The 24,166-nt window shown below is 57.1% G+C and carries 24 protein-coding genes; 13 read left to right on the top strand and 11 right to left on the bottom strand.

Annotation, left to right across the window (positions count from 1 at the left end):
• Positions 1–12: 12 nt before the first annotated feature.
• The 6 genes from ACR3EJ_RS14850 to glmM all read left to right on the top strand — a co-directional run bounded on the left by ACR3EJ_RS14850 (position 13) and on the right by glmM (position 8,264).
• Positions 13–2,598: a putative PEP-binding protein gene (locus tag ACR3EJ_RS14850; RefSeq protein WP_480423041.1), complete on the top strand. Its 2,586-nt coding sequence runs from the start codon at positions 13–15 to the stop codon at positions 2,596–2,598.
• Between the two features lie 186 nt (positions 2,599–2,784).
• A complete protein-coding gene (locus tag ACR3EJ_RS14845) occupies positions 2,785–3,423 on the top strand; it encodes a cell wall hydrolase (protein ID WP_170539031.1) in 639 nt (212 codons plus the stop codon).
• Between the two features lie 73 nt (positions 3,424–3,496).
• Positions 3,497–4,870 carry a multicopper oxidase family protein gene (locus tag ACR3EJ_RS14840; RefSeq protein ID WP_170539033.1) on the top strand — a complete coding sequence of 458 codons (1,374 nt, stop codon included), beginning with the start codon at positions 3,497–3,499 and terminating at the stop codon, positions 4,868–4,870.
• A 102-nt stretch (positions 4,871–4,972) separates the two neighbouring features.
• Positions 4,973–5,893, top strand: a complete 921-nt coding sequence (locus ACR3EJ_RS14835; RefSeq protein ID WP_170540372.1) for a dihydroneopterin aldolase — start codon at positions 4,973–4,975, stop codon at positions 5,891–5,893.
• Positions 5,890–6,888: a dihydropteroate synthase gene (gene folP / locus ACR3EJ_RS14830; RefSeq protein WP_480423039.1), complete on the top strand. Its 999-nt coding sequence runs from the start codon at positions 5,890–5,892 to the stop codon at positions 6,886–6,888. The genes ACR3EJ_RS14835 and folP overlap by 4 nt, the downstream gene beginning before the upstream one ends.
• Before the next feature lie 32 nt (positions 6,889–6,920).
• The gene (glmM, locus tag ACR3EJ_RS14825; RefSeq protein WP_170539035.1) at positions 6,921–8,264 is read left to right on the top strand and encodes a phosphoglucosamine mutase; all 1,344 of its coding nucleotides are present in this window, start codon (positions 6,921–6,923) and stop codon (positions 8,262–8,264) included.
• On the opposite strand, the gene ACR3EJ_RS14820 is transcribed toward glmM, so the two are convergent.
• Complete coding sequence (locus tag ACR3EJ_RS14820) at positions 8,261–9,163, bottom strand: DMT family transporter (protein WP_170539037.1); 903 nt, start codon at positions 9,161–9,163, stop codon at positions 8,261–8,263. The two genes, glmM and ACR3EJ_RS14820, sit on opposite strands and share 4 nt — an antisense overlap.
• A 78-nt stretch (positions 9,164–9,241) precedes the next feature.
• On the opposite strand from ACR3EJ_RS14820, the gene ACR3EJ_RS14815 reads away from it, so the two are divergent.
• Entirely contained in the window at positions 9,242–9,553 is a 312-nt protein-coding gene (locus tag ACR3EJ_RS14815; protein ID WP_170539040.1) for an ArsR/SmtB family transcription factor, read from the top strand.
• Entirely contained in the window at positions 9,550–10,005 is a 456-nt protein-coding gene (locus ACR3EJ_RS14810; protein WP_170539042.1) for an SRPBCC domain-containing protein, read from the top strand. The genes ACR3EJ_RS14815 and ACR3EJ_RS14810 overlap by 4 nt, the downstream gene beginning before the upstream one ends.
• Before the next feature lie 45 nt (positions 10,006–10,050).
• On the opposite strand, the gene ilvC is transcribed toward ACR3EJ_RS14810, so the two are convergent.
• The gene (ilvC, locus tag ACR3EJ_RS14805; protein WP_170469311.1) at positions 10,051–11,073 is read right to left on the bottom strand and encodes a ketol-acid reductoisomerase; all 1,023 of its coding nucleotides are present in this window, start codon (positions 11,071–11,073) and stop codon (positions 10,051–10,053) included.
• Between the two features lie 132 nt (positions 11,074–11,205).
• Here ilvC and ACR3EJ_RS14800 point away from each other — a divergent pair, with 132 nt between their 5' ends.
• Positions 11,206–11,661: an Lrp/AsnC family transcriptional regulator gene (locus ACR3EJ_RS14800; protein WP_170539044.1), complete on the top strand. Its 456-nt coding sequence runs from the start codon at positions 11,206–11,208 to the stop codon at positions 11,659–11,661.
• A complete protein-coding gene (locus tag ACR3EJ_RS14795) occupies positions 11,658–12,116 on the top strand; it encodes an Lrp/AsnC family transcriptional regulator (RefSeq protein WP_170539046.1) in 459 nt (152 codons plus the stop codon). Before ACR3EJ_RS14800 ends, ACR3EJ_RS14795 begins: the two co-directional genes overlap by 4 nt.
• Here ACR3EJ_RS14795 and ACR3EJ_RS14790 read toward each other — a convergent pair.
• A complete protein-coding gene (locus ACR3EJ_RS14790; protein WP_170469317.1) occupies positions 12,113–12,814 on the bottom strand; it encodes a GntR family transcriptional regulator in 702 nt (233 codons plus the stop codon). The genes ACR3EJ_RS14795 and ACR3EJ_RS14790 overlap by 4 nt on opposite strands.
• Before the next feature lie 231 nt (positions 12,815–13,045).
• Between ACR3EJ_RS14790 and ACR3EJ_RS14785 the strand changes: the two genes are divergently transcribed.
• Positions 13,046–14,173, top strand: coding sequence for an aminotransferase class V-fold PLP-dependent enzyme (locus ACR3EJ_RS14785; RefSeq protein WP_170540378.1), 1,128 nt, complete (start codon positions 13,046–13,048; stop codon positions 14,171–14,173).
• A 32-nt stretch (positions 14,174–14,205) separates the two neighbouring features.
• Here ACR3EJ_RS14785 and ACR3EJ_RS14780 read toward each other — a convergent pair whose 3' ends face one another.
• From ACR3EJ_RS14780 to ACR3EJ_RS14770, 3 genes are all read right to left on the bottom strand, one after another.
• Positions 14,206–15,402, bottom strand: coding sequence for a UbiH/UbiF family hydroxylase (locus tag ACR3EJ_RS14780; RefSeq protein ID WP_170539047.1), 1,197 nt, complete (start codon positions 15,400–15,402; stop codon positions 14,206–14,208).
• Between the two features lie 72 nt (positions 15,403–15,474).
• Positions 15,475–15,723, bottom strand: coding sequence for a hypothetical protein (locus ACR3EJ_RS14775; RefSeq protein WP_170539049.1), 249 nt, complete (start codon positions 15,721–15,723; stop codon positions 15,475–15,477).
• 87 nt (positions 15,724–15,810) lie between these two features.
• Positions 15,811–16,455 (bottom strand): pyrimidine 5'-nucleotidase, encoded by a 645-nt coding sequence (locus tag ACR3EJ_RS14770; RefSeq protein ID WP_170469326.1) that lies wholly within the window; start codon positions 16,453–16,455, stop codon positions 15,811–15,813.
• A 100-nt stretch (positions 16,456–16,555) separates the two neighbouring features.
• Between ACR3EJ_RS14770 and ACR3EJ_RS14765 the strand changes: the two genes are divergently transcribed.
• Positions 16,556–17,203, top strand: a complete 648-nt coding sequence (locus ACR3EJ_RS14765) for a GntR family transcriptional regulator (RefSeq protein ID WP_170469329.1) — start codon at positions 16,556–16,558, stop codon at positions 17,201–17,203.
• Here ACR3EJ_RS14765 and ACR3EJ_RS14760 read toward each other — a convergent pair.
• Together ACR3EJ_RS14760 and carA are read right to left on the bottom strand one after the other, a co-directional pair.
• Complete coding sequence (locus ACR3EJ_RS14760; protein WP_170539051.1) at positions 17,160–19,064, bottom strand: glycosyltransferase family 2 protein; 1,905 nt, start codon at positions 19,062–19,064, stop codon at positions 17,160–17,162. The genes ACR3EJ_RS14765 and ACR3EJ_RS14760 overlap by 44 nt on opposite strands.
• Before the next feature lie 79 nt (positions 19,065–19,143).
• Positions 19,144–20,310 (bottom strand): glutamine-hydrolyzing carbamoyl-phosphate synthase small subunit, encoded by a 1,167-nt coding sequence (gene carA, locus ACR3EJ_RS14755; protein WP_170539061.1) that lies wholly within the window; start codon positions 20,308–20,310, stop codon positions 19,144–19,146.
• A 183-nt stretch (positions 20,311–20,493) separates the two neighbouring features.
• On the opposite strand from carA, the gene ACR3EJ_RS14750 reads away from it, so the two are divergent.
• The gene (locus ACR3EJ_RS14750) at positions 20,494–20,976 is read left to right on the top strand and encodes a GatB/YqeY domain-containing protein (RefSeq protein WP_170539063.1); all 483 of its coding nucleotides are present in this window, start codon (positions 20,494–20,496) and stop codon (positions 20,974–20,976) included.
• Here the strand turns inward: ACR3EJ_RS14750 and ACR3EJ_RS14745 are convergent, their stop codons facing one another.
• The 3 genes from ACR3EJ_RS14745 to ctaD form a co-directional block, all read right to left on the bottom strand.
• A complete protein-coding gene (locus tag ACR3EJ_RS14745; protein ID WP_170539065.1) occupies positions 20,977–21,462 on the bottom strand; it encodes a DUF2244 domain-containing protein in 486 nt (161 codons plus the stop codon).
• Between the two features lie 45 nt (positions 21,463–21,507).
• The gene (locus ACR3EJ_RS14740) at positions 21,508–22,107 is read right to left on the bottom strand and encodes a 2-hydroxychromene-2-carboxylate isomerase (RefSeq protein WP_170539067.1); all 600 of its coding nucleotides are present in this window, start codon (positions 22,105–22,107) and stop codon (positions 21,508–21,510) included.
• Positions 22,108–22,255: 148 nt separating this feature from the next.
• Positions 22,256–23,914, bottom strand: a complete 1,659-nt coding sequence (gene ctaD, locus ACR3EJ_RS14735; RefSeq protein ID WP_010439338.1) for a cytochrome c oxidase subunit I — start codon at positions 23,912–23,914, stop codon at positions 22,256–22,258.
• Between the last annotated feature and the right edge of the window lie 252 nt (positions 23,915–24,166).

The following is a 24,166-nucleotide window of genomic DNA, read 5'->3' as shown; positions in this document are numbered from 1 at the left end:
CGCCCTTGCGCCATGGGCGCAGGGCCTTATGCTGCGGGCAAATCAAAAGGTGCCGCAGTGCAGAATAATCCGCATACCACGCTTATCACTCCGAAAGCGCCCGTTGCCGCCAATACCCATGGCGGCCGGGCGAAGTGCCTGCAACGACTGGTTCGGCTGGACATGCCGGTGCCGCGCACGGTGGCGCTGTCTTTTGACGCGGTGCAGCGCATCGCGGAAGGTCAAGTTCCTGACATCGCCGCCATTCTGGAACAATTCGATGCCGAGGCGCTGCTGTGCGTACGGCCTAGTTCAGAAGACCCCGATTGGGGTGGCCCGGGCGCAGTGCTGAACATCGGTATGAATGATGCACGTTATCTCGACCGATCGGCGGATATGGGCGCAGATGCGGCGGCGGCGCTCTATCTTCGGTTCGTGCAGAGCTACGCGTTGCATGTGGCCCGTCTGGACCCGGATGTATTCGATGATATCGAGACGGATGGTCGCGAAGGGCTGAGCTTGTCTCTGCGCGCGTATGAAGATGAGACCGACGAGGTCTTCCCCCAGGATCGGGGTGAGCAGTTGATCGGTGTCTTGCGGTCGATGGCACGGGCGTGGGATGGAACCTCGGCCCGGTTGCTGCGACAGGCCAAAGGGGCACCCGCAGATGCCGGGCTTGGACTGGTGATTCAGGAAATGATCCCGGGCGTGGGGCAAGGCGAATGTGGCTCGGGTGTACTGCAACTGATTGATCCGGCAACGGGTATGCCTCAGATCACTGGGCGGTATCTGAGCCAGAGCCAGGGGCGCGATGCGCTCGGCGAAGGCGTTGCTGCGCTGTATCTTGAGAAGGATGAGCGCGGACCATCGCTGGAAGACGTGGCTCCCGAAGCTTTCGCGGATCTCAAAGCCAATGCTGCCTTAATGCGAGAGAAGCTGCGCGAAGAGATGCAGGTCGAGTTTGTCGTTCAGAACGGGCAGGTACATATTCTGGATGGTGTCCGGGTGCCACGCGGATCGCGAGCAGGCATGCGGATTGCGGTGCGTTTGGCGGAGGACGGGATCATCCCGCCGCAAGAGGCTGTGATGCGCATCGACCCGCACTCGCTGAATGAACTGCTGCACCGTCAGGTTCACCCAGACGCTGAACGTGATGTTCTGGCCACGGCCATCGCCGCAAGCCCGGGCGCTGCGACAGGTCGGATTGTATTTACCGCAGCCGAAGCGCAGGCCAGCGCTGCGCGGGGTGAACCTTGTATTCTTGTGCGCCGTGAAACTTCGCCCGAGGATGTGCGGGGAATGCATGCCTCGGTTGCGGTGTTGACCGAAAAGGGCGGGATTACCAGCCATGCGGCAGTGATCGGCCGAGGTTTGGGGCTGCCTTGTATTGTCGGCGCGTCCGAAATGCGGTTTCAAACCAAGAAAAAGCTGCTGAACGCTCCGGATGGGCGGGTGTTCAAAACAGGTGACATTCTGACCATCGACGGCACATCCGGGCAGGTTCTGGCAGGCCAGCCCGAGATGCTTGAGGCAGCGTTGGATGATTGCTTTCAAACCTTGATGGGGTGGGCCGACGCCGAGCGGGACATTGCGATCCGCGCGAATGCCGATACGCCTGCCGATGCACAGACTGCGCGGAATTTTCAAGCAGAAGGGATCGGGCTTTGCCGGACGGAGCACATGTTCTTTGATCCGGGTCGTCTGACCGTGATGCGCGAGATGATTTTTGCGCAAACGCCCTCGGGGCGCGCTGCGGTGTTGGAACGTCTGCTGCCGATGCAGCGGCAGGATTTTGTACAGCTGTTTCGTATCATGGAGGGGCAGCCGGTTTGCATCCGCCTGTTCGATCCGCCATTGCATGAATTCCTGCCCACAACTCGTAGCGGACAGAGAGAACTCGCCGAGGCGCTGGACCTGCCCGTTTCTGATGTCGAGCGTCGGGTCGAGGCGATGAGCGAATACAACCCCATGCTGGGGCTGCGTGGCGTACGTCTGGGCGTGACTGTACCCGAAATCTACGACATGCAGGCGCGCGCGATCTTCGAAGCAACGTTGGAGGCCAGCAAGGAAGGCGCACCCGTGGTGCCCGAGGTGATGATCCCGCTGGTTTCGGCCAAGCGCGAGGTCGAGCTGGTTAAAACCCGGATCGATACGGTCGCGGCCGAGGTTGCCTCGGAGCAAGGTCAGGAATTCGACTATCGGCTGGGCGTGATGGTGGAAACGCCCCGGGCCTGTCTGCGCGCGAATGAGATTGCCCCGCATTCCGCCTTTCTCAGCTTTGGGACCAACGATTTGACTCAGATGACCTATGGATTGTCGCGCGACGATGCGGGGCGGTTCATGTCGGCTTACGTGAATTTGGGGGTCTTCAATGAAGATCCGTTCCACGTTCTTGATGGGGACGGGGTTGGCGAATTGCTGAAGCTTGGGGCCGAACGTGGTCGGGAAGCTCAGCCAGACGTTACGCTTTCAGTATGTGGTGAACATGGTGGTAACCCCGAATCAATCGCCATCTGCCGAGCTTTGGGGTTTGACTATGTGTCCTGCTCCCCCTTCCGAGTTCCGGTCGCTAGGCTGTCTGCCGCTCAACTGGCGATTTCGTCCAAACTTGGGGGTTGACTAACTGTCCACTACCTAGAAATAGTGGCGAAGTAATTGCCTCGCTGTCGATGAAAATCGGTGGCGTAGGCGATTTTTTACTTGCATCTACTTGAAAACTGGACGTCTGCCTCGAAGTGGGGTATGTGCCTCGTCGCGCCCGCCGGGGGAGGGTATGGCGCGTTTGTGCCTGTGCGAGGTTATCTGATGAGACGCTACATAATGGCTGTCGCCGTGGGGGCCGCAGCCGTGCTGCCAAGTTTGTTGTTCGCCGAACGGCAGAACGATGAAAAACCTGTTGAACTGGTTGCCCGGAACGAGCTGCCAGCGCAGAACTTTCGCGACTATCTTACGCTGTTCAAGCCGCGTAAGGCACCGGAAAAGGTTGAAATCTCTTACACCAAAGGTTGGTTGGATCAGCAGCCCAGCGCAAACGGAGATGAACATTTCCGTTGTCTTGCCGAGGCGCTGTATTTCGAAGCCCGTGGTGAAAGTGTACGCGGACAATTTGCAGTAGCCGAAGTGATCATGAACCGCGTCGAAAGTGGCCGCTTTCCGGATTCGCTTTGTGGTGTGATCAAGCAGGGAACCGGTAAGAAGTATCAGTGCCAGTTTACTTACACCTGCGATGGCCACAAAGAGGTCATCCACGAAAAGCGTGCTTACGAGCGTGTCGCCAAGGTTGCCCGTGCGGCGATTGATGGCGTTGCTGAAGAGATGACAGCGGGTGCTACACACTATCACACCAAGGCAGTTCGCCCGTCCTGGTCACGGGTTTACAAGGAAACTGCGCGGATTGGTGTGCATATTTTCTACAAGCACAACTATCGCACTGCCAGCAACTGATTGACGCACCAGCGCTGGAAGGGTGCTGGCCCCAGGCGTTTTACCGACTATGTTGCGAGCCAGGAGGCTCGTAATGACCATATCACGCCGACAGTTTCTACATTCGACCTTGGCCTTGTCGATGATGCCACGCGTGGCGATGGCATCAGACTCAGAGTTGGTGGCACAGACTTCCATGCAGCAGATCGCGCCCCAAGGGTATCCGGAAACTCCGATCTGGAGTTACGGCGGTGGTGTTCCGGGTAGCGAAATCCGTGTTCCACAGGGCGCCCGGGTGCGTCGCAAGCTTGTTAACAGGCTGCCCCAACCAACGACTGTTCACTGGCATGGCATCCGGATTGACAATGCGATGGATGGAGTGCCCGGTCTGACGCAGGAGGTTGTGCAGCCGAAGGCTAGTTTTAACTATGATTTCGAGGTGCCTGATGCAGGGACCTATTGGTACCACGCGCATAATCAATCTATGGAACAGGTCGCGCGAGGGCTTTATGGCCCTTTGATCGTCGAAGAGGCCAGCGGACCCGATGTTGATCAAGACCTGACCCTGATGCTGGACGATTGGCGCCTTGACCCCGAAAGCGCAGAGATTTCAGACGATTTCGACAATGGTCATGATCTTAGCCATGCGGGTCGGCTGGGCAACCTTGTAACGGTGAATGGAAAGTTTGACCCTTCTTATCCGGTACAGACGTCTGAACGATTACGCTTACGGCTGATCAATGCGGCGAATGCCCGGGTATTCGACGTCACGCTCGACGGGCTCGCCGGCTGGATCGTGGCGCTTGACGGTATGCCGCTTGAGGTTCCATTGCGGGTTAAAAACAGTTTCCCATTGGCACCCGCGCAGCGAGCCGACCTGATCGTTGATGTTTTGGCGAACTCGGGCCAGGCGGCTAGCATTGTTAGCGTGGAGCGGGATGGCGCATACGGATTGGCCAAGTTTGAAGTGTCAGGAGTTCCCTCACGTGTTGCGCGCACTAAAATTGATCCGTTACCGGCAAATCGTATGCCCGAAATTACACTGAAGGACTCTCCGGTGCATCGTATGACGATGCAAGGTGGGGCAATGCGCTGGCTGGAGAGCGCCAACTTGGGCGATACGGAGCTTTCAGGTCGTGAGTTGGCACAGCTTGGGCGATTCTGGGCATTGAACGGATATGCAGAGCGGCCGGATGATCCGTTTCTGGATATGCGATTAGGATCGGTTCATCGGATTGAATTTGCAAATGAAACGGCATTTCCACATGCCATGCATCTGCATGGCCACCATTTCCGCATAATCTTGCAGGACGGTACGCTGGGGCCGTGGCGTGACACTGTTCTGGTCGAACGTGGGCAGGTGCGGCAGGTGGCGCTTGTCGCCGACAATCCAGGCAACTGGCTGTTGCATTGTCACATGCTAGGCCATGCGGCATCGGGAATGATGAGCTGGTTTCGGGTCACGTAACGCCGCAATCGATAGCTGGAAAGGCGCATGTTACGGTGCTATACGCCCGCGAAACGCCTAAAGTGGGCTGATCAGTCCACCGAGCCCGAAAAGGTCCGACGTATGAGCTCTGAAATCCGCCTTGCCTTCGCGCATCCCTCTGAGCGGTCCGAGGCAACCGCACCTCGCGGCCCTTTGGATCGTATTTCTTTGCGGGATCACATTGTCGAAGTTGAGATCGGTGCCTTTCAGGCTGAACGCGGCACAACCCAACGTATCTGTTTCAACATCGTCGTTGAAGTGCGTCCGCTGAGCGATCCTATTGATGATGATGTGGATCGCATCCTGTCATACGACAGAGTGACCGAAGCAATAGCGTTCGAGCTGGCGGCTGAGCGGTTGAATCTTCTGGAAACACTGGCTGACCGCGTGGCTGAGCGAATTTTGCATGAGCCTCAGGCCGTAAGAGCCTTTGTTCGAATTGAAAAATTGGATCGTGGCCCCGGTGCGTTGGGAGTCGAGATCGTGCGCGGAAAGGATGCGGTGCATCACGACGTGACCGAAGAAGAGCGGCCTCATCCACGGCTTGTTTTCCTGTCAAATGCCGCGATTGAATCCGAAAACCTGGCTGGTTGGATCGATCAGCTCGAGAACCGGCAACGCCCGCTGATCTTGTGTGTTGGTGCCTCTGATCTGGCGGTGCCGCAGACTGGCCATGCCATGACGCAACGCAGGATTGATCTGCTGGCGATCGAGCAGAACGCCTGGGTGTTGGCCGCAAGGGATTTCCGTTGCGTAGTCGTCTCGACACGGACCGAGTTGGATTGGGCGATGAAAAACGGTCAGATATGCGTTTGGGCGCCGTCGAAAGTAGTGTTGGATGCGGTAGATGGCCCGTCTGCGGCACCGTCGGATGCAGTGGCGCTGGCTGCGTGGTTCGCGGCAACATTTGAAGCCAGCGAAATGCTGGTGATCGGCGGAGACCTTCCCGAGGCCCCTAAAACGCCGTTGCGTGCAATTCCGGTCGAACAGGCGCAACTGTGACCGTCTACTACCGTCCTTTGGTTCAGCACGGTGACCTTCGTCCTGACGGAGCGATGTCATTGGCAGGTCAGAAGCTGTGGTTTACACAAGCCGAAAAGATCGAACGCGGGAAAATCAAGAAGGTCGTGGATGTCTCTGATATTCCAGAGGAACATCTGGTTCGATTTGTCCGCCCGCGCACCGCGATAGCCGGGCTTGATATGGCGCAGCCTCAGATCATGGGCATTCTGAACGCGACGCCCGATAGCTTCTCGGATGGAGGGGTGCATAACTCGATTGACACAGCGCGCACCGCTGCGGTCGAGATGGTGGCGCATGGTGCAAGCATTCTGGATATCGGCGGCGAATCCACACGCCCCGGAGCTGATTTCGTGCCGGAGGACGAAGAAATTGCGCGAACGCGCCCCCTGATCGAGGCGATCCGCTCCGAAACCGATGCGTTAATCTCGATCGATACTCGTAAAGCCAGCGTTGCCAAAGTTGCGCATCAGGCTGGCGCGGGGTTGATCAATGATGTGTCTGGGTTCACTTTCGACCCGCAACTTGCGCCATTTTGCGCACAGATCGAGGCTCCGGTCTGCGTAATGCATATGCAGGGTGATCCGGCCACGATGCAGGATGACCCGCAATATGACGACGTTTTATTGGACGTTTACGATTTCCTAGATGGGCAAATCACTGAATTGGAACGGCAAGGCCTGAACCGCGATCTGATTATCGTCGATCCCGGCATCGGGTTTGGCAAAAACACAGACCACAACCTAACCCTTTTGCGTAATCTCAGCCTGTTCCACGGGTTGGGCTGCCCAATTCTGTTAGGCGTATCGCGCAAAGGGTTCATTGGCGAGATCGGCAAAGAGTCGCGCAAGGATTCCCGCGCGCCGGGATCAATCGCGGTTGCTCTGGCGGGAATATCACAGGGCGTGCAGATTGTGCGGGTACATGACGTGGCCGAGACAGCTCAGGCCTTGCGTCTATGGGCCGCCGTCCGGTAATCCGGACACAAGGAATTTCAGGAGAACGACTTATGCGCAAGCTGTTTGGAACCGACGGAGTGCGGGGCACCGCCAACACGCACCCGATGACGGCGGAAATGGCATTGCGTATCGGTGCAGCTGTGGGTCGGTATTTTCGCCGGGATGCGTCAGGCGTGCATCGGGTGGTCATTGGTAAGGACACAAGGCTGTCTGGCTATATGCTGGAAAACGCGTTGACGGCGGGCCTGACCTCTACGGGCATGAATGTGCTGTTGCTGGGGCCGGTGCCGACGCCCGCAGTCGGGTTGATGACTCGTTCGATGCGTGCAGATTTGGGCGTGATGATCTCGGCCAGCCACAACCCCGCCATCGATAATGGGATCAAGTTCTTCGGGCCGGATGGCTTTAAGTTGTCGGATCAGGCTGAGATCGAGATCGAACGGTTGATCGAAGAGGGTGTGAGCCCCGCGCGGGCACAGAATATCGGCCGTGCGCGTCGTGTCGATGATGCGCGCTTTCGTTACGGAGAGCGGGTGAAATCCTCGTTGCCGCGCGATCTGCGTCTGGACGGGCTGAAGGTCGTGATCGACTGCGCAAATGGGGCGGCGCATCGGACAGCGCCCGAGGTTCTGTGGGAGCTGGGTGCGGATGTGATCCCGGTTGGGACTGCACCTGACGGCAAGAATATCAACCTCGATTGCGGCTCGACACAGCCGCGCGTTGCGGCCGAGACCGTGGTGTCGCATGGCGCCGATGTCGGCATCTGTCTGGATGGTGACGCCGACCGGGTGGTTGTGATCGACGAAACCGGCGCCGTAGCTGATGGGGACCAGCTGATGGCTCTATTGGCGTCATCCTGGTCTCGAGCGGGCCAGCTCAAAGGTGGCGCACTGGTGGCAACGGTGATGTCAAACCTCGGGCTGGAACGGTATCTGGCGGGACAAGGGCTGCGGTTAGAGCGCACTGCCGTTGGTGACCGGTATGTAGTCGAACGGATGCGCGAAGGTGGCTTCAATCTGGGCGGTGAACAATCGGGCCATATTGTTATGAGCGATTATGCCACAACCGGCGACGGGCTTATGGCCGGGCTCCATTTTCTGGCCGAGATGGTACAGACCGGAAAGAAGGCCTCGGAACTGTCGCGCCAGTTTGAGACGGTGCCGCAACTGCTGAAAAATGTGCGTTTTAGTTCCGGTCAGGCGCCGCTTGAGGCCGCCAGCGTCCAAAGTGCTATTTCCGATGCCGAAGCACGCCTGAACGGTCAGGGGCGCCTGTTAATCCGCAAATCGGGAACCGAACCTTTGATCCGGGTCATGGCTGAATGCGAAGATTCCGCCCTGCTGAACCAGGTTGTTGATGGGATTGTGGCCGAGGTCGAGGCCGCCACTGGCTAACGCCCGATCAGCATTTTGCGCAGGCTGAACCATTGGCTGATCGCCAAACCGGATAGAATCATGAGTAGAGCGACGTAGAAGCGCAGAGGCAAAGCCTCGGACAGAATCCACGCTCCGAAGACCATTGACCAGATGGGCACCTGATAATTCACCAAGGTCATAAAAACCGATCCGGCGCTACGGATGATCGACACGCGAAGCAGTGTGGCGAAGGCTGTTGGTATCAGCCCCAGAATTATGATGGCAAGTCCTGAGCGCGTGCCTTGCCATGTGGGTGTTCCTTCAGTCATCAGCATGATCGGTAACAAGATCACTGCGCCAACGACCAGTGTCAGTGCAGACAACGTTATCGGGTCAATTGGCGGGCAGCGGCGAGTGATAACGGATGAACTGGCATAGCAGAATGCGGCGCCGATACAGGCAAGCTGTGCCAGTGGCTCGGCCCCTTGGCCCAGCTGTGCCAGGCCGGGGCCGATCAGAACAAGCGCACCGGAAAATCCCAGCGATACCCCGACCAAGCGGCGCAGGTTCATCGGCTCATCCGAAAAGAAATGTGCCAATGGCAGCACCATGAGCGGAACCGCGGCCATCGACAGGCCCGCAAATGCCGATGGCACATATTGCTGGCCCCAACTCAGCAACACAAAGGGCAGGGCAGTAGAAAGCACTCCGATAACAGTGACGAACCACCAAAGTTGAGCACTCATCGCGGGCATTTTGCGCCGTGTGATCCACATCAACAGCAGCAGTGAGACCGCGCCCAGAGTTGTGCGCGCGGTGGCCACAGTAATGGGGCCATAGCCTTCAAGAGCTATGGCCACGACCATGAAAGTGGCCCCCCAGATGAGGCCGAGTGCTGCGATGCCGCTCCAGTCGCGGTGGTCGGGTTGTTGAACCATTCCATCCCCTTATCCTGCGATCAGGTCCGTGTCACGACGCGATCTTGACTTTATGTAAGTATTTGCTTACCGTTAGTTATGACTTACCAAGATACGTTCTATGCATTAGGTGATCCGACCCGTCGGCAGGTGTTCGAAGCGGTAGCTGACAAGCCCCGTGCAGTAGGTGAACTGGCAGGTGAATTGCCCGTTAGTCGCCCTGCAGTATCCCAGCATCTGAAAGTGCTTTCCGACGCCGGTTTGGTCGAATGCCGCGCTGAAGGCACTCGAAGGATTTATGCGGCGCGGCCCGGCGGGCTGAATGAAATGCGGGCGTGGTTAGAGCGCTACTGGTCTGATGTTCTGGAAAGCTTTGCAATTGAGGTAAATGAAGGGGGGCGGGACATATGACGGATCCCATCATCAAAACTGTGGTTGTAAATGCAGCGCCACAGCAGGCTTTCGACATATTCGTCAAGCGCACGGCATCATGGTGGCCACTGGAACGGCACGCGGTATCAGCAGGGGCGGGCAAGGCGGCTTTGGGTGTCGTGATTGAAACTGAAGTTGGCGGCGCAGTCTATGAAGTGATGCATGATGGGGCACGGGCCAAATGGGGTGAGGTTCTGGATTATGAGGTTGGTCGCCACTTTGCCATGAGTTGGCATCCGGGCACTGATCCAGACAAACAGACCCGCGTCGAGGTGAAGTTCGAGGAACATGGGCAGGGACAAACCAAAGTTACGTTGACCCATTCTGGTTGGGAGGTCTGGGCCGCTGAGGCGCAAACCAAGCGAGATGGCTATAACAGTGGCTGGGATTATGTATTTGCGACCTGTTTTGCCGATGCGGTGAGCAAATGAAAAGGGCGGCCACATGGGCCGCCCTTTCACTAACAGACGTCAGGCCTAGTTCTTTTCTTTGTCGACCATTTTACCGGCCGAGATCCAAGGCATCATACCACGCAGTTTGGCACCGGTTTCTTCGATCATGTGCTCGTCATTGGCGCGGCGGGCCGCTTTGATGGTCGGCTGACCAACGGCGTTTTCCAGCATGAAGTCACGAACGAATTTGCCCTGCTGGATGTCGTTCAGAACCTCTTTCATTCGTGCTTTGGTCTCGTCGTATTTCAGGATACGCGGGCCGGTGACGTACTGGCCGTATTCGGCCGTGTTCGAGATCGAGTAATCCATGTTGGCGATGCCGCCTTCATAGATCAGGTCAACGATCAGCTTGACCTCGTGCAGACACTCGAAATAGGCCATCTCGGGCGCGTAGCCAGCTTCGACCAGGGTTTCAAAACCACAGCGGATCAGTTCGACCAGACCACCACACAGAACGGCCTGTTCGCCGAACAGGTCGGTCTCACATTCTTCGCGGAAGTTGGTTTCGATGATGCCCGAACGCCCGCCACCGATGGCTGAGCAATAGGACAGGCCGATTTCCAGCGCTTTGCCGGTCGCATCGTTGTCGACAGCGACGAGGCAAGGAACACCACCGCCTTTGGTGTATTCACCGCGCACAGTGTGGCCGGGGCCTTTAGGGGCCATCATGATGACGTCGACGCCTTCTTTCGGCTCGATCAAGCCGAAGTGCACGTTCAGGCCGTGGGCAAATGCGATGGCAGCACCCGGCTTGATGTTGTCATGCACGTATTTCTTGTACGTCTCGGCCTGCAGTTCGTCGGGCATGGTGAACATGATGACGTCGCACCAAGCGGCGGCTTCAGCGATGCCCATCACTTCCAAACCTTCAGCTTCGGCTTTCTTCGCTGAAGGCGAACCTTCGCGCAGCGCTACGACAAGGTTCTTGGCGCCCGAGTCACGTAGGTTCAGAGCGTGGGCGTGACCTTGCGAGCCGTAGCCCAGAATGGCCACTTTCTTGTCTTTGATCAGGTTGATGTCGCAATCGCGATCGTAATAGACGCGCATTTTGCCGGTCCTTTCTGTTTCGATTGCGGTGGTTTTTACTTTGTATTTCCAAGGATAGCGATGGTTCTATCCTTGGAAAATCAAGAATAAATGCCTTGTCTATTCTTGAAAAATGCTATTCTTGTGAAATTCATGCTAGATGATCTGGATCGCCGAATATTACGCCATCTGCAGGCCGAGCCGAGCTTGTCCGGTGCGGAACTGGCCGAACGTTGCCGCAGCACGCAGGGAGTTTGCGGGCGACGGATCGAAAAGATGCAGGCGGCGGGTATCATCGAAGGGCAGGAGGCAGTAATCGATTGGACCGCTCTGGGATATGCGGTAGAAGTGTCGCTGCGCGTGACCTTGGACAAGACGCAGGCACGGGCCTTTGATGAATTTACCGAGGCTGCCCGTGAAGTGGCCGAGGTGATCGAACTTCAGACCTTTCTGGGGCGGGTCGATGTGCGCCTTTCAGTGCTGGCGCAGGACATGAGCCATTACCAACAGGTCTATCGGGATCGAATCCTGACACTGCCGCATATCGCAGATATTGAAGCGTTGATGCACATTGCCCGAGTCAAACAGGATGAGGCATTGCCGATATGATCGAATTGGACGAAATCGATCGAAGGATTTTGCGTGCTTTGAGGCAGGATGCCACCCAAAGCGCAGGCGCATTGGGGCGCAAATTCGGGTTGTCTCAGCCCGCAACCTGGCGCCGAATTAAGCGGCTGGAAGACGCGGGTGTGATCAAAGGTCGACGGTTGCGTCTGAACGCCGAAGCGCTCGGGTTCGGGGTGACGGTGTTTTTGGGTGTGAAACTAGCGCGAAAAGGTCAGGTTAGCCTTGAGGATTTTGAACGCGTCGTCAGTGCCATCCCAGAGGTGCAGACGGTCGAGCATGTGCTAGGGCTCTACGATTATCGCTTGCGGGTTGTGGCGCGGGACCTGGCTGATTTCGAGAGAGTCTTGCGGAGACGCGTTATGACTCTGCCCGGGGCCGGGGAAGTCGAGGCCAACGTATTGCTAAGCGAAGAGCGCCTTCCAGGACCGATTGGTTAGTACTTTGAGCGGATTCGAAATCCCGGATGATGGGTCATGCGGGCAAAAGTCATGGGGCGGCCGTTTTTCCATGTGGTCCGCTCGAGCTGGATCATCGATGTCCCAGTCGTGGTGCCCATGAAATCAGCTAAGCGCCCATCTGCAGAGATGGCGCAAAAGGCGATCTCAGCTTCGGTAAAAGGTGCTGCGTTCAGCAACCATTCATGAGGGCCGCTTTTGTTCAGATCGGCGTGTTCAACCTCGGGAACGGCTTCAATATTGATCCAGCGCTCTTCAAGCTGGAAGGGACGATTGTCAGCATAGTGCATACAAATCACATGCAAGACACGCGCATCCGGCTCGACATTCAATTGAGAGGTCAGCCAGCCGGGGCTGTAGACCACCTTACGTTCCACCAGTGCGTAGCGATAGGCTGAATTCTGATTCTCAACTGCCTGACGTGCCAGCGAAATCTCAAGTTTGGCTTGTTTGCGCGGTTCTTTTTTAACACGCGTTCCGCTTTTGCGCTTACGCTCGACAAAGCCCTGTTCTGCAAGTTCCCGCAACGCCCGGTTGACTGTAGCGCGGGCGCAATTGAACTCTTCCGCAAGTTGGGTTTCGGTGGGCAGAAGTGAGCCCTGTGGCCAAATACGTGATTCAATCCGCCGTTTAACTTCGTCCCGGACGACCTGAAAATTGATCCGCTTTTGCGCAGTCACGAGCTCAAAATTCCATTCTTGTTCAAAGTGAGTGTATCTGGTCAGAAACACGTCAGGGTGTAAAGAGATGGTGACACTAGTTGGCGTCATTTCTGCTAATTGTTGCATGTTAAATCTCAAAGTAAAACTTAAGGTTGCGGGTTACTTAAGGTCAACCAATCTTGGCGCTTTGAAGCTTTACCCCGAGGCAAGGAAAAGGCAGAAACAAGTGGCGATAGGAAAGGACGCATGATGCCTGCATTACTTGGAACCGTTGATCCCAATGGCCTTGAAGAGTTCTCGGTCGTATTTACTGATCGCTCGCTCAACCATATGTCTGCAAACTTTCAACAGGTTATGCGCGATATCTCTGATATGTTGCGAGAGGTATACAATGCTGAAGGTGTCGCCATTGTTCCTGGAGGCGGGACGTTCGGGATGGAGGCGGTTGCGCGACAAATTGCACGCGGGGCAAATGTTCTCGTGGTCCGCAACGGCTGGTTTTCCTATCGCTGGAGCCAGATCATAGAATCAGGTGAGTTGACCGGTTCGACGACGGTTTTGAAAGCCCGAGAGACCGGGAATGCCAGCCCTTCGCCCTTTGCACCTGCTCCGATAGAAGAAGTTGTCTCGACAATCCATGAGAAACGCCCGGATGTCGTTTTTGCCCCGCATGTCGAGACCTCTGCTGGGGTGATTTTGCCTGATGACTATGTAAACGCAATGGCAACCGCCGCGCATGAGGTGGGTGCGCTTATGGTACTAGATTGCATCGCGTCGGGCTGTGCTTGGGTCGATATGAAGGCAACCGGTGTGGATGTGCTGATTTCGGCCCCGCAAAAGGGGTGGAGTGCGACGCCCTGTGCCGGTCTTGTCATGTTGTCCGAGCGGGCCGAAGCACGGTTGACCGAAACCATATCTGACAGTTTTGCGATTGATCTGAAGAAATGGCGACAGATCATGCAGGCCTATGAAAATGGCGGTCATGCCTATCACGCCACTATGCCCACGGATTCCCTGCGTGCCTTTCGCGATACCATGCTTGAAACACGTGAGTATGGATTCGAAAAGTTGCGTGCGGCGCAGTGGGCTCTGGGGGATGGCGTGCGGGCTTATCTGAAGAATAAAGGCGTGATGTCGGTGGCAGCCGAAGGTTTCGGCGCGCCCGGCGTGGTCGTCAGTTACACTGCCGACCCCGAGATTCAAAACGGCAAGAAGTTCGCGGCTTTGGGCATGCAGATCGCGGCAGGTGTACCGCTTCAATGTGATGAACCGGCTGGGTTCAGCACATTCCGTCTGGGGCTGTTTGGCTTGGACAAGCTCTATGATGTCGACGGCACGATTTCGCGACTGACACGCGTTTTGGATCAGGTATTGTAACCGGCAAGGCGGGCAGAAGCCCGCCTGACGGATCAGCGGACGCCGAGGCCCATTTGCATCAGCGTCTTCCGCACCGTTGGTAGGGAATAGAGCGCATTTAGCCCCATCGCCCTTGCATCACGCAGCGGTCGCGCCTCGATCATCGAGGCGCGGTTCAGCAGATCGATACCTTTGACGCGCAGTCCGATCTCAGTATGGCGGGCCTTATGATAGGCATCCAGCATTTGCGTGTCACCCAAGCCTTCGGGCCAGGCCAGCGCTAGTTCCATCAAACTACGAAGATCGCCGAGCGACATGTTCAGCCCCTGCGCGCCGATAGGGGGGACCACGTGTGCGGCTTCGGCCATCAGGGCAATGCGTTCACCAGCCAGACGTTCCGCCGACTGGCTGATGATTGGCCAGATTGTCCGGCGCGAAGCGAGTTTCAGCGGCCCGAACAGTCCGCAGGAGCGTTCAGTCATCTCGACCTCGAATGTCTCGGCTTCGAGGTTCAGCAATTCGACCGCGCGTGGGCCGCGTTCCATCCAGACAATCGCAGACGACGGCTGATCCTGCCAATCGGGCAGGGGGACCAAGGTGAAGGGTCCACCGGAACGATGGATTTCGGTCGAAACATTGTCGTGCGGGATCGGGTGCGTAACGGCGAAGGCCAGAGCTTTCTGGCCGTAGCGGGTAGTATGCACGCTAATTCCGGCGGCTTCCCGCATCGGCGAGTTTCGACCGTCTGCGGCGATGACAAGCTTGCAGCGGACGCGGCTGCCATCGCTCAGACCGACACGTGCTTCATTGGTGCGGGTGAACAGGCTGGCCGTGCCGGTGCCGGGTCGGAAATCGACGTTTGGCAATTCTGACAGCCGTGCCACCATCTCACGCCGCAGCAGCCAGTTGGGCAGGTTCCAGCCGAACGGTTGATCCGAGATATCGGCGGCGTTGAAATCGCGCACCACGCGGGGTTCGGGCACATCGCCGCCCGCGTCCACAATGCGCATGATCTGCAGAGGGGCAGCATGTGCATCCAAACGCGCCCAGAGTCCGCACTGCTCCAGCAACCCATGGGCGGGCTGCAAAAAGGCGGTGGTGCGCAGATCCGAGCCATCCACGTCGCGTTCTGTGATCGGCGGTGAAGGGTCGACGCAAATCACGTCAAACCCGGCAGCACCAAAAGCGGCGGCGGCGGTCAATCCGGCGATTCCGCCGCCAGAAATCAGGATATCACAGCTGTCGGTCATGAATATGTCTCCGTTGCCGCAGACACTAGTGCTGTTGCGAGGCGGGTGCCAAGTGACATCCTGTCTCGTGCCTTATCCGCGAGAGATCAAAATCAGGATAAGAAACATCGTCGGCACCATCATCAAGGCCGGGATGTAGAGGCCTGGCAGGCCGAACAGCAGGATAGAACAGCCCCACATGCTGACAAGTGCCGCGGCGGTGTAGTACAGGTCTTCGGCTTCGGCATTGGCCACATCCCGGGCCATCCAGCCAAAAAGCGGGATTGCAAACAACAGGCGCTGCCACAAAGGCGGGCGCGCCGGCATATCGAGCGCGGTCATTGGGATCTCCGATTCTGTTCGTCGCTGAGCTGCATATGGGGCTAATGCTGCGACTGCGAAACGCACAGATCGTCGCAGTGTGACAGCCTATCGCAGGCGGCCCAGAAATCCGGTCAGATCGTCCGTGTGATGGTGAATGTGATCTGCATCGTGTGGATCAGGGGCGACGTGAACAGTACGCATTCCCATCTCATGCGGCGCAGCCAGGTTGCGTGGATCATCCTCGAACATGGCTGCTTGTGTGGCTTCGATTCCGTCCTGAGCAAAGATGGCTTGGAATGCAGCCTTTTGCGGTTTAGGGCGATAGCCTGCATGCTCAATTCCGTAGATCGCATCGAATAGCCCATCCAGCCCACGTGCAGCCAAAACACGCTGTGCGTAAGGTGCTGACCCATTGGTATAGACGATGCGTCGGCCCGGCAGCGCGCGGATGTGATCGGCCAATGCTGCGTCGGGCTCCATATGGCTCATATCCACCTGATGCACCGCATGCAGATAGGGATCTGGGTCCAGATCGTGTTCGGCCATCAGGCCGGCAAGCGTGGTACCGTATTCACGCCAATAGTGTGAACGGAGCCGATCGGCCTCGGGTCGGTCGACGCCGATCGCTTGCACCACGTAATCCGTCATCAGCACCTCAATCTGATCGAACAGGCGCATATGCGGCGGGTATAGCGTGTTGTCGAGGTCGAACACCCATTGGGTGACGTGGGTAAAGGCAGGTTTGACCATGGTTTGGGTTTAGGGCGATGAACGACGGTTTTCAATGCCGCACTTGATTGCCGGGGTGTGAGGCGGCTAGACATGTCCGAACCAGGAGACATAATAGCCGATGCCCCAATCCAAACAGTCCAATACGGATGCCTATAGCCTGATACTCGAAGCAATCGATGTGGGCGTCTACAAGCCGGGCGACCGGTTGGTGGAAAGCGAGCTGGCCGAGCGTTTTGGCGTTTCGCGTACACCGATCCGCGAAGCGTTGCAGCGGTTAGAGACGCAATCGCTGCTGGAACGGGACGGGCGGTCTCTGATTGTGGCGTCGCTGGACCACAACCAGATGGCAGAACTATATGTCGTGCGACGCGAATTGGAGGGGCTCGCCGCAAGGCTGGCGGCCAAGCATGCGACCGAAGAAGAAATCCGGGTCCTTCAAGATATGGTAGATGCCGATGATGCGCTGGTGAATGACCCGTCTGCGCTTTCGCGTGCCAACCGCAGGTTTCACGAGCAGATCCATCTGGCCTCGCACAATCGCTATCTGGTGCAACAGCTTGATCTGGTGCACAGGACCATGGCGTTGATGGCGACTACATCCCTTGCGGCTGAGGGGCGCGGTGAAATCGCGCAGAATGAGCACAAAAACATCGTCGACGCGATTGCTGCCCGCGATGAGGCAGGGGCCCAACAAGCCCTGCAGGACCATATTTCGGTCGCGTTCATGACCCGGCTGAAACAGGATGCGATCCGGCGCGAGAAATAGCAGCCTCGCTTTCCTCGACCGCATGACCGTGCTGGGTTTTGTCCCAGAAGAATGGCCGTACCGCTAGTTCCCATAAGCCCTTATAGGCCGCCAGAACACCCAGTGGAAAATAGAGGACCATCATCGGAACCCATGGCAACAGAAAGCGCCTGTTGCCCGCGATGACGCCCAGCATGCCAACCAAAAGATTTGCAGCCTCTGCAGCGAGCAATAAGTAAATGCAGTTTCGCAGAAAATCAGGTGTTGTGATGTGCTGATAGGGGTGCGGCAGATCGAGAAAGGTCAGCCAGAATACCCATAACACCGGGGCAAGTAGAAACTGCCCGAGCGTTCCAAGAAAAAAGGCCTGAAAGCCCAGAAAACGGAGCGGTCCCAGATCGCGCAGCAACCTTAACGGCGCGCGCATATGGACCAGATATGTAACCATGAATCCCTTCAGCCAACGCGAGCGCTGTTTGACCCAGGGCCAGGCCCGAAAATTAGCCTCTTCATAGGTGGCGGTGCTGACGATTTCAGTCTTGTAGCCAGCCCGGCAGAGACGAACGCCCAAATCTGCGTCTTCAGTAACATTATGGGCATCCCATCCGCCCAGCTCGACCAGCTTGTCTCGACGAAAAAAGAATGTGGTGCCACCCAGCGGAACCACAAGGCCCAATCGGGCGATGCCGCTGAGAATCACCCGAAACCAACCGCTGTATTCGATGGTAAAGCACCGTGACCGCCAGTTGGTGCGCGGGTTATAATAGTCCAGAACGCCTTGCAGGCAGACAACATCTTCGGGCGCGGCCGCAAAATGCCGGACAACGGATTCGATCTGATCTGGCATCGGGGCGTCTTCGGCATCCCAGACACCCAATATATCCCCGCGGCAGAAATCCAGCGCATAGTTCATCGCGCGAGGCTTGGTCGTGAGTTTACCCCGCTTCGGCACCTCAATTACCCGTACCCAGCTGGGAAGCTCGATGCCATGCAGTGCAGCTTTGGTGACATTATCATGCTCTTCAAGCACCAATATGACGTCGAGCAGCGCCTTTGGGTAAGTCAACCGTCGCAGACGGGCGATCAGGATTTCTGCGATTTCTTTTTCTTCAAAAAGCGGCACCAGTATCGACACACAGGGCAGGCGGATCGGATCTGCTGTGACAAGACGAGTGTTTCGAAGTGTCAAATGGGCAATCAGCCCCGAGACACGAAGGAAGAGGAACAACGCCAAAGTCGCAAGCGTTGTCCAAAGTAGAGCGGTGAGACCCAGCATTGGGAATAAGCTGCATAAAATGATTAGCAGAACGACCAACGTGATAGGTCTGGCCCGAGCCGTTGCCGACCAGTTGCGACAGCTTTGTTGCAAATCGACGCGCGTTTCAGCCGCCTCCGTCAGATCGGCGGCAAAACGGCGCGCAATTGCGGTATCAATCTGTTCGGCCCCGGCTAGAACCGGGACGATCGTATAGCCTGTATCACTTAACGCAGTTGAAACCGTATCGAACCGGTCAGGCCGCGCCGTTGCAATCAGCAGAATTGGTCCAACTCGCATCCAAGGCAGAACGTTGTGGGTTAGCCAAAACTCCAATGGTTTCAGTGCGCAAAGCTCTTCGGGAGGCGGAGATTGTTCCAGATCGGCAATTTGCAAGCCTGTTTGTTCGGACAAGGCAGAGAGAACTTCGGCCCGACTGGCCCAATCTTCACCAACAAGGATTTCCCCCAACGGGGCATTCTGGCGGGTTTGTAAATGCAACGCCTGTTGGAGCTGAGCCTCTGATATCACGCCTTGATCCCGCAGGCAGGCCCCAAGAGGTTTGCGTGAATGGGGGCCGGGAACCGGTTCCGCCAGTATCTGGCGTTTCAGATTCAGTTTAACCATAAGAATACCCTGCCGCGGTTCACGGACGGCAGGGTTGCTCAAACAGGGTTAACGCCGAGTTAACTCGACTAAATCGCTCTTAGGCCTGTGTTTTTTGATCGGCCATTGCAGTAGCGAAGCGTTCGAACAGGTAGAAACTGTCTTGTGGTCCGGGTGAGGCTTCGGGGTGATGTTGCACCGAATAGACTGGACGACCCGTCATGCGGATGCCGCAGTTTGAGCCGTCAAACAGTGAACGATGCGTCTCGATCACGCCATCGGGCAGGGATTGAGCATCTACGGCAAAGCCGTGGTTCATCGAGGTGATTTCGACCTTGCCGGTTTCCATATCCTTGACGGGATGGTTCGCGCCGTGGTGGCCGTGGTTCATTTTGACGGTCTGCCCGCCCAAAGCCAGCGCGAGCATCTGATGGCCAAGGCAGATGCCAAAGACCGGCAGGTTAGTGGTTTCCAACACTTCTTTGATCATCGGCACGGCGTATTCACCAGTGGCCGCCGGGTCGCCCGGGCCGTTGGACAGAAAGACACCGTCGGGCTTATGGGCAAGAACATCCGCTGCTGTCGCGGTCGCAGGCAATACGGTCACGTCACAGCCTGCCGATGCCAGGCAGCGTAGGATGTTTCGCTTGGCACCATAGTCGATAGCGACCACCTTATGTGACGGAGCTTCCTGTCGCTGGTAGCCGTCAGGCCAGGCCCAACGCATCTCATCCCAACGATAGCTTTGTGCGCAGGTAACGTCCTTAGCCAGATCCATGCCCTCAAGTCCGGCAAACCCGCGTGCAGCCGCGATCAAAGCTTCGATGTCGAAGTTACCTTCGGGGTCATGCGCCAGCGCTACATGCGGTGCACCTTGCTGACGGATAGCGCGGGTCAGGCGGCGGGTGTCGACGCCCCCAATCGCAATGCGGCCGCGACGGGTCAGCCATGCTTTTAGCTCTTCGGCAGAGCGCCAGTTTGAAGGCTCGGTCGGGTCCCATTTGACAACCATACCCGCGGCAACTGGATCGCCAGTTTCATCATCCTCCGGGTTCACGCCAACATTACCGATATGCGGGAAGGTAAATGTCACGATCTGGCCCGCGTAGGAGGGGTCTGTCATGATTTCCTGATAGCCGGTCATGGCGGTGTTGAAGCACAGCTCGGCCACCGTCTGGCCGGTGGCGCCAAAGCCAATACCGTAGAACAGCGTTCCATCGGCCAATGCCAGACATGCGGTGGGCTTGGACGGGGCGTTCTGGGCCATGGCGCGACTCTCCTGCAAGGTAAACGGACGCATACCTAAGGGGGTTAGCGCGTCGGGTCAAGCCTGTTCAAATTTTAGGCTATTGTTTAAAATCAATAACTTAGTAAAGTATCGCCCCTGTTGTGCCCGCCTTTTTGTTTCGATATGGTCGAGGTTCCTTTGCCATGGGGATGGACAGACCATATGGATATGCGATCACGGGTGAATGCCGCCCTGAAGCAAGCAATGAAAGACAAAGAAGCCGAGCGCCTATCGACGCTGCGCCTGATCAATGCCGCGATCAAGGATCGTGACATTGCTTCGCGCGCATCCGTAAATGAAGAGGCCAAAGGCTGTGGCGATGCCGAGGTGCTTGAGATCCTTGGAAAAATGACCAAGCAGCGCAAGGAAAGCGCGCGCGCCTATGAAGAGGGTGGGCGCCTGGATTTGGCCGAGCGTGAGCTGCGCGAAGTCGAAGTGATCGAGGAATTCCTGCCCAAGCAGCTGGATGATGACGAGGTCAGCAAAGCTATTCAGACGGCCATCACGGCCACCGGCGCGGGGTCAATCCGCGATATGGGCAAGGTGATGGGCGAATTGAAAACGCGCTATACCGGTCAGATGGATTTCGGCAAGGTCGGGCCAATGGTCAAAGATCACCTTTGCGCCGCATCAAACGGCGGTTAATCAAGCAGAATCGCGCAGTTTCCGGGTTAAGTCATCGAACAGCGCGATCCGTTCCTCTTCAGTGAGGAATGCACCAATTTCGACCTCCCGGCCGTCTCCGACCAGTGTCACGTAATGGGGCACCGGACCACCGCTCGCGTACATTTCGGGGCGCGCCCAATATCGATTGCAGGACCATTCCAGATCGTCTTTGCGTGGATTGCGGTGCACGAGGCGCGCCTGCGTTTTATCCAACGTGAGAACCTCGAACACGCTGCGTGCGCGATAGTTCATCTCAAATGCCAGCCAGAGACCTAGTACGGTCAGCAACAAGAAGGGCAGCAAGCCCCACAGCAGAACAGATCCCAGCACCGCAAACAGCGGAATCAGGCCGAACAGAAAGACAGCGAGAACAACCCCCATCGCGCCACGCGGTGGTAAGGAGTTATGCGGCCAGAGGCGCAACTCCTGCTCTGTATCTGAATTCTTGGTCCATCGATAAGGCATGGTTGAAACCTAGCGCAGCAACTGCCTGAGTCGAAGTGCAATCTGTCACACAACGTGTCCAACACGCACCCATGACAACGCGTCGTCCAGCCGGTCATCACCCCAAAACACCTCGCCGCGCACGACAAAGCTGGGTGCGCCAAACACACCCAGTTGGATGGCAGTGTTGGTCTCGTTTTCGAGAGATTGCACAATGTCCGGACTGCGCGCACGTGCGAGGGCTAGGCGGGGGTCCTGCTGACAACGATGCAGGGCTTCGGTGATGGCTGTCTCGGACCCGGCTTCTATGCCGTCTTCAAACCAGAGAGCATAGAGCGATTGTGTATACGTCTTTCCCCAGCCTTCTGTCATTCCCAGTAGGGCGACCTGATTAGCCAATGCGAGGTCCGAGATTGGGTAGGGCGCAGGCAAGTTGGCGTGAATATGATACTTGGCCGCCCGGCGTTCGATATCCCGCCACATGTAAGCGGATTTAATCGGTTTGCCGGCGAAGGGGATGTTCTGCTGTTCTGACATCACGGTCCGCACATTGAACGGCCGCCAGTTCACGGTGGCATCGTGTTCGGCACTCCAATCGTCCAGGCGTTTGATCGTCAGGAAGCTGTAGGTGCTACCAATTGAGAACCAAAAGTCGATCTCGGGCATCGTAAACCCCTTTCGGTTGGCCGGGTACTTTGCCCGGACCAGAATACTCTATTTTTGCTGTTCTGGCGACTGCCCCGCTTACACAGGTCAGGCAGGAACAAAAAACCCCGCCTAAATGGGCGGGGTTTTCTTGTCATTCAGGTCGGGATCAGTGCGCGTGGCCTTTATCCCAATCCTCCTGCTTCGGCAGCTGCTCGAACGTGTGTTCAGGCGGCGGCGTTGGCAAGGTCCATTCCAGCGTATCTGCGTATTCGTTCCACGGGTTCGGCCGCGTCTCTTTCGCGCCGCGCAGCAGGGCGTAGATCACGATGCCAAAGAACAGCAGGAACGAAGCGAACGAGATGAATGCACCAATCGACGAAACAAAGTTCCACTGCGCGAACGCTTCGGGATAGTCGATGTAGCGACGTGGCATGCCCTGACGACCCAGGAAGTGCTGCGGGAAGAAGGTCAGGTTGGCGCCGATGAAGAACAGCCAGAAATGAACCTTGCCCCAGAACTCGGAATACTGACGACCTGTCATCTTCGAGAAGTAGAAGTATACGCCAGCGAAGATCGCGAAGACTGCACCCAAGCTCATCACATAGTGGAAATGCGCCACGACGTAGTAAGTGTCATGATAAGCACGGTCTACACCTGCCTGCGACAGCACAACGCCGGTCACACCACCAACGGTGAACAGGAACAGAAAGCCGAAGGCGAACAGCATTGGGGTTTTGAACTCGATCGAGCCGCCCCACATGGTCGCAATCCACGAGAAGACCTTAACGCCGGTCGGAACCGCGATGACCATCGTGGCCAGCATGAAGTAGGCTTGCTGACGCAGCGACATGCCAACGGTGTACATGTGGTGCGCCCACACGACGAAGCCCAGAACACCGATCGCGATAATCGCCCAGACCATCGGCAGGTAACCGAAGATTGGTTTGCGCGCGAAGGTCGCGATCACGTGGCTGATAAGGCCAAAGCCCGGCAGGATCACGATATACACTTCGGGGTGGCCAAAGAACCACAGGATGTGCTGATACAGGATCGGATCGCCGCCACCGGCCGGATCAAAGAAGGTGAAGCCGAAGTTGCGGTCCATCAGCAGCATGGTGATCGCGCCCGCCAGAACCGGCAGTGACAGCAGAATCAGCCACGCGGTGACAAAGATCGACCAGCTGAATAGCGGCACCTTGAACAGGGTCATGCCCGGGGCACGCATGTTCAGGAAGGTGGTGATCATATTGATCGCGCCGAGGATCGAGGAGGCGCCCGATACGTGCACAGCAAAGATCGCAAGGTCCATGGACATGCCGCCCTCGGTCGTGGACAGCGGTGGATACAGAACCCAGCCGACGCCCGAACCGAGCTGATCGTTACCACCGGGGCTCAGCAGCGAGGCGACGCCCAGCGAGGTCCCGGCGACGTACAGCCAGAAGGACAGGTTGTTCATCCGCGGGAACGCCATATCCGGCGCACCGATTTGCAACGGCATGAAATAGTTGCCAAATCCGCCGAAGAGGGCCGGGATAACCACGAAGAACATCATCAGGACACCGTGATAGGTGATCATGACGTTCCACAGGTGTCCGTTGGGGGTACATGGATCGGCCATGAAACCTTCGAGGCACATGTACTGAACACCGGGGTGCATCAGTTCGAGCCGCATGTAGACAGTCATCAGAACCGAAATCAAACCGGCCAGCGCCGATACGATCAGGTACAGAATCCCGATATCCTTGTGGTTGGTCGACATGAACCAACGGGTAAAGAACCCACGCTGGTCTTCATGCTCGTGACCATGAATGGCTGCGTCTGCCATTAGGTGCCTCCTGTTGCAACTACACCGCGCAGTCGGACCTCTCCAACGCGCGGGATTCCTGCTGGTTTTAGATTGCAAGGGGGCGACCTTCAATGGCCGAGTTTGATCTGGATCAAGATTAATTGTCGCGGGCAGCCCATGCAGCCCGGCATTTCAACCTCTGATACTAGCGATTTGGGGGGGCAGTCCACGAATTCAAGTGGTGATTGGGGAATCCCGCTTGACCCGCATCGGGGGGGCGGCACAGAAAAG

The sequence above is a fragment of the Ruegeria sp. AB11 genome (genome assembly GCF_056536325.1).
This window is presented reverse-complemented; position numbering and strand designations above follow the sequence as displayed.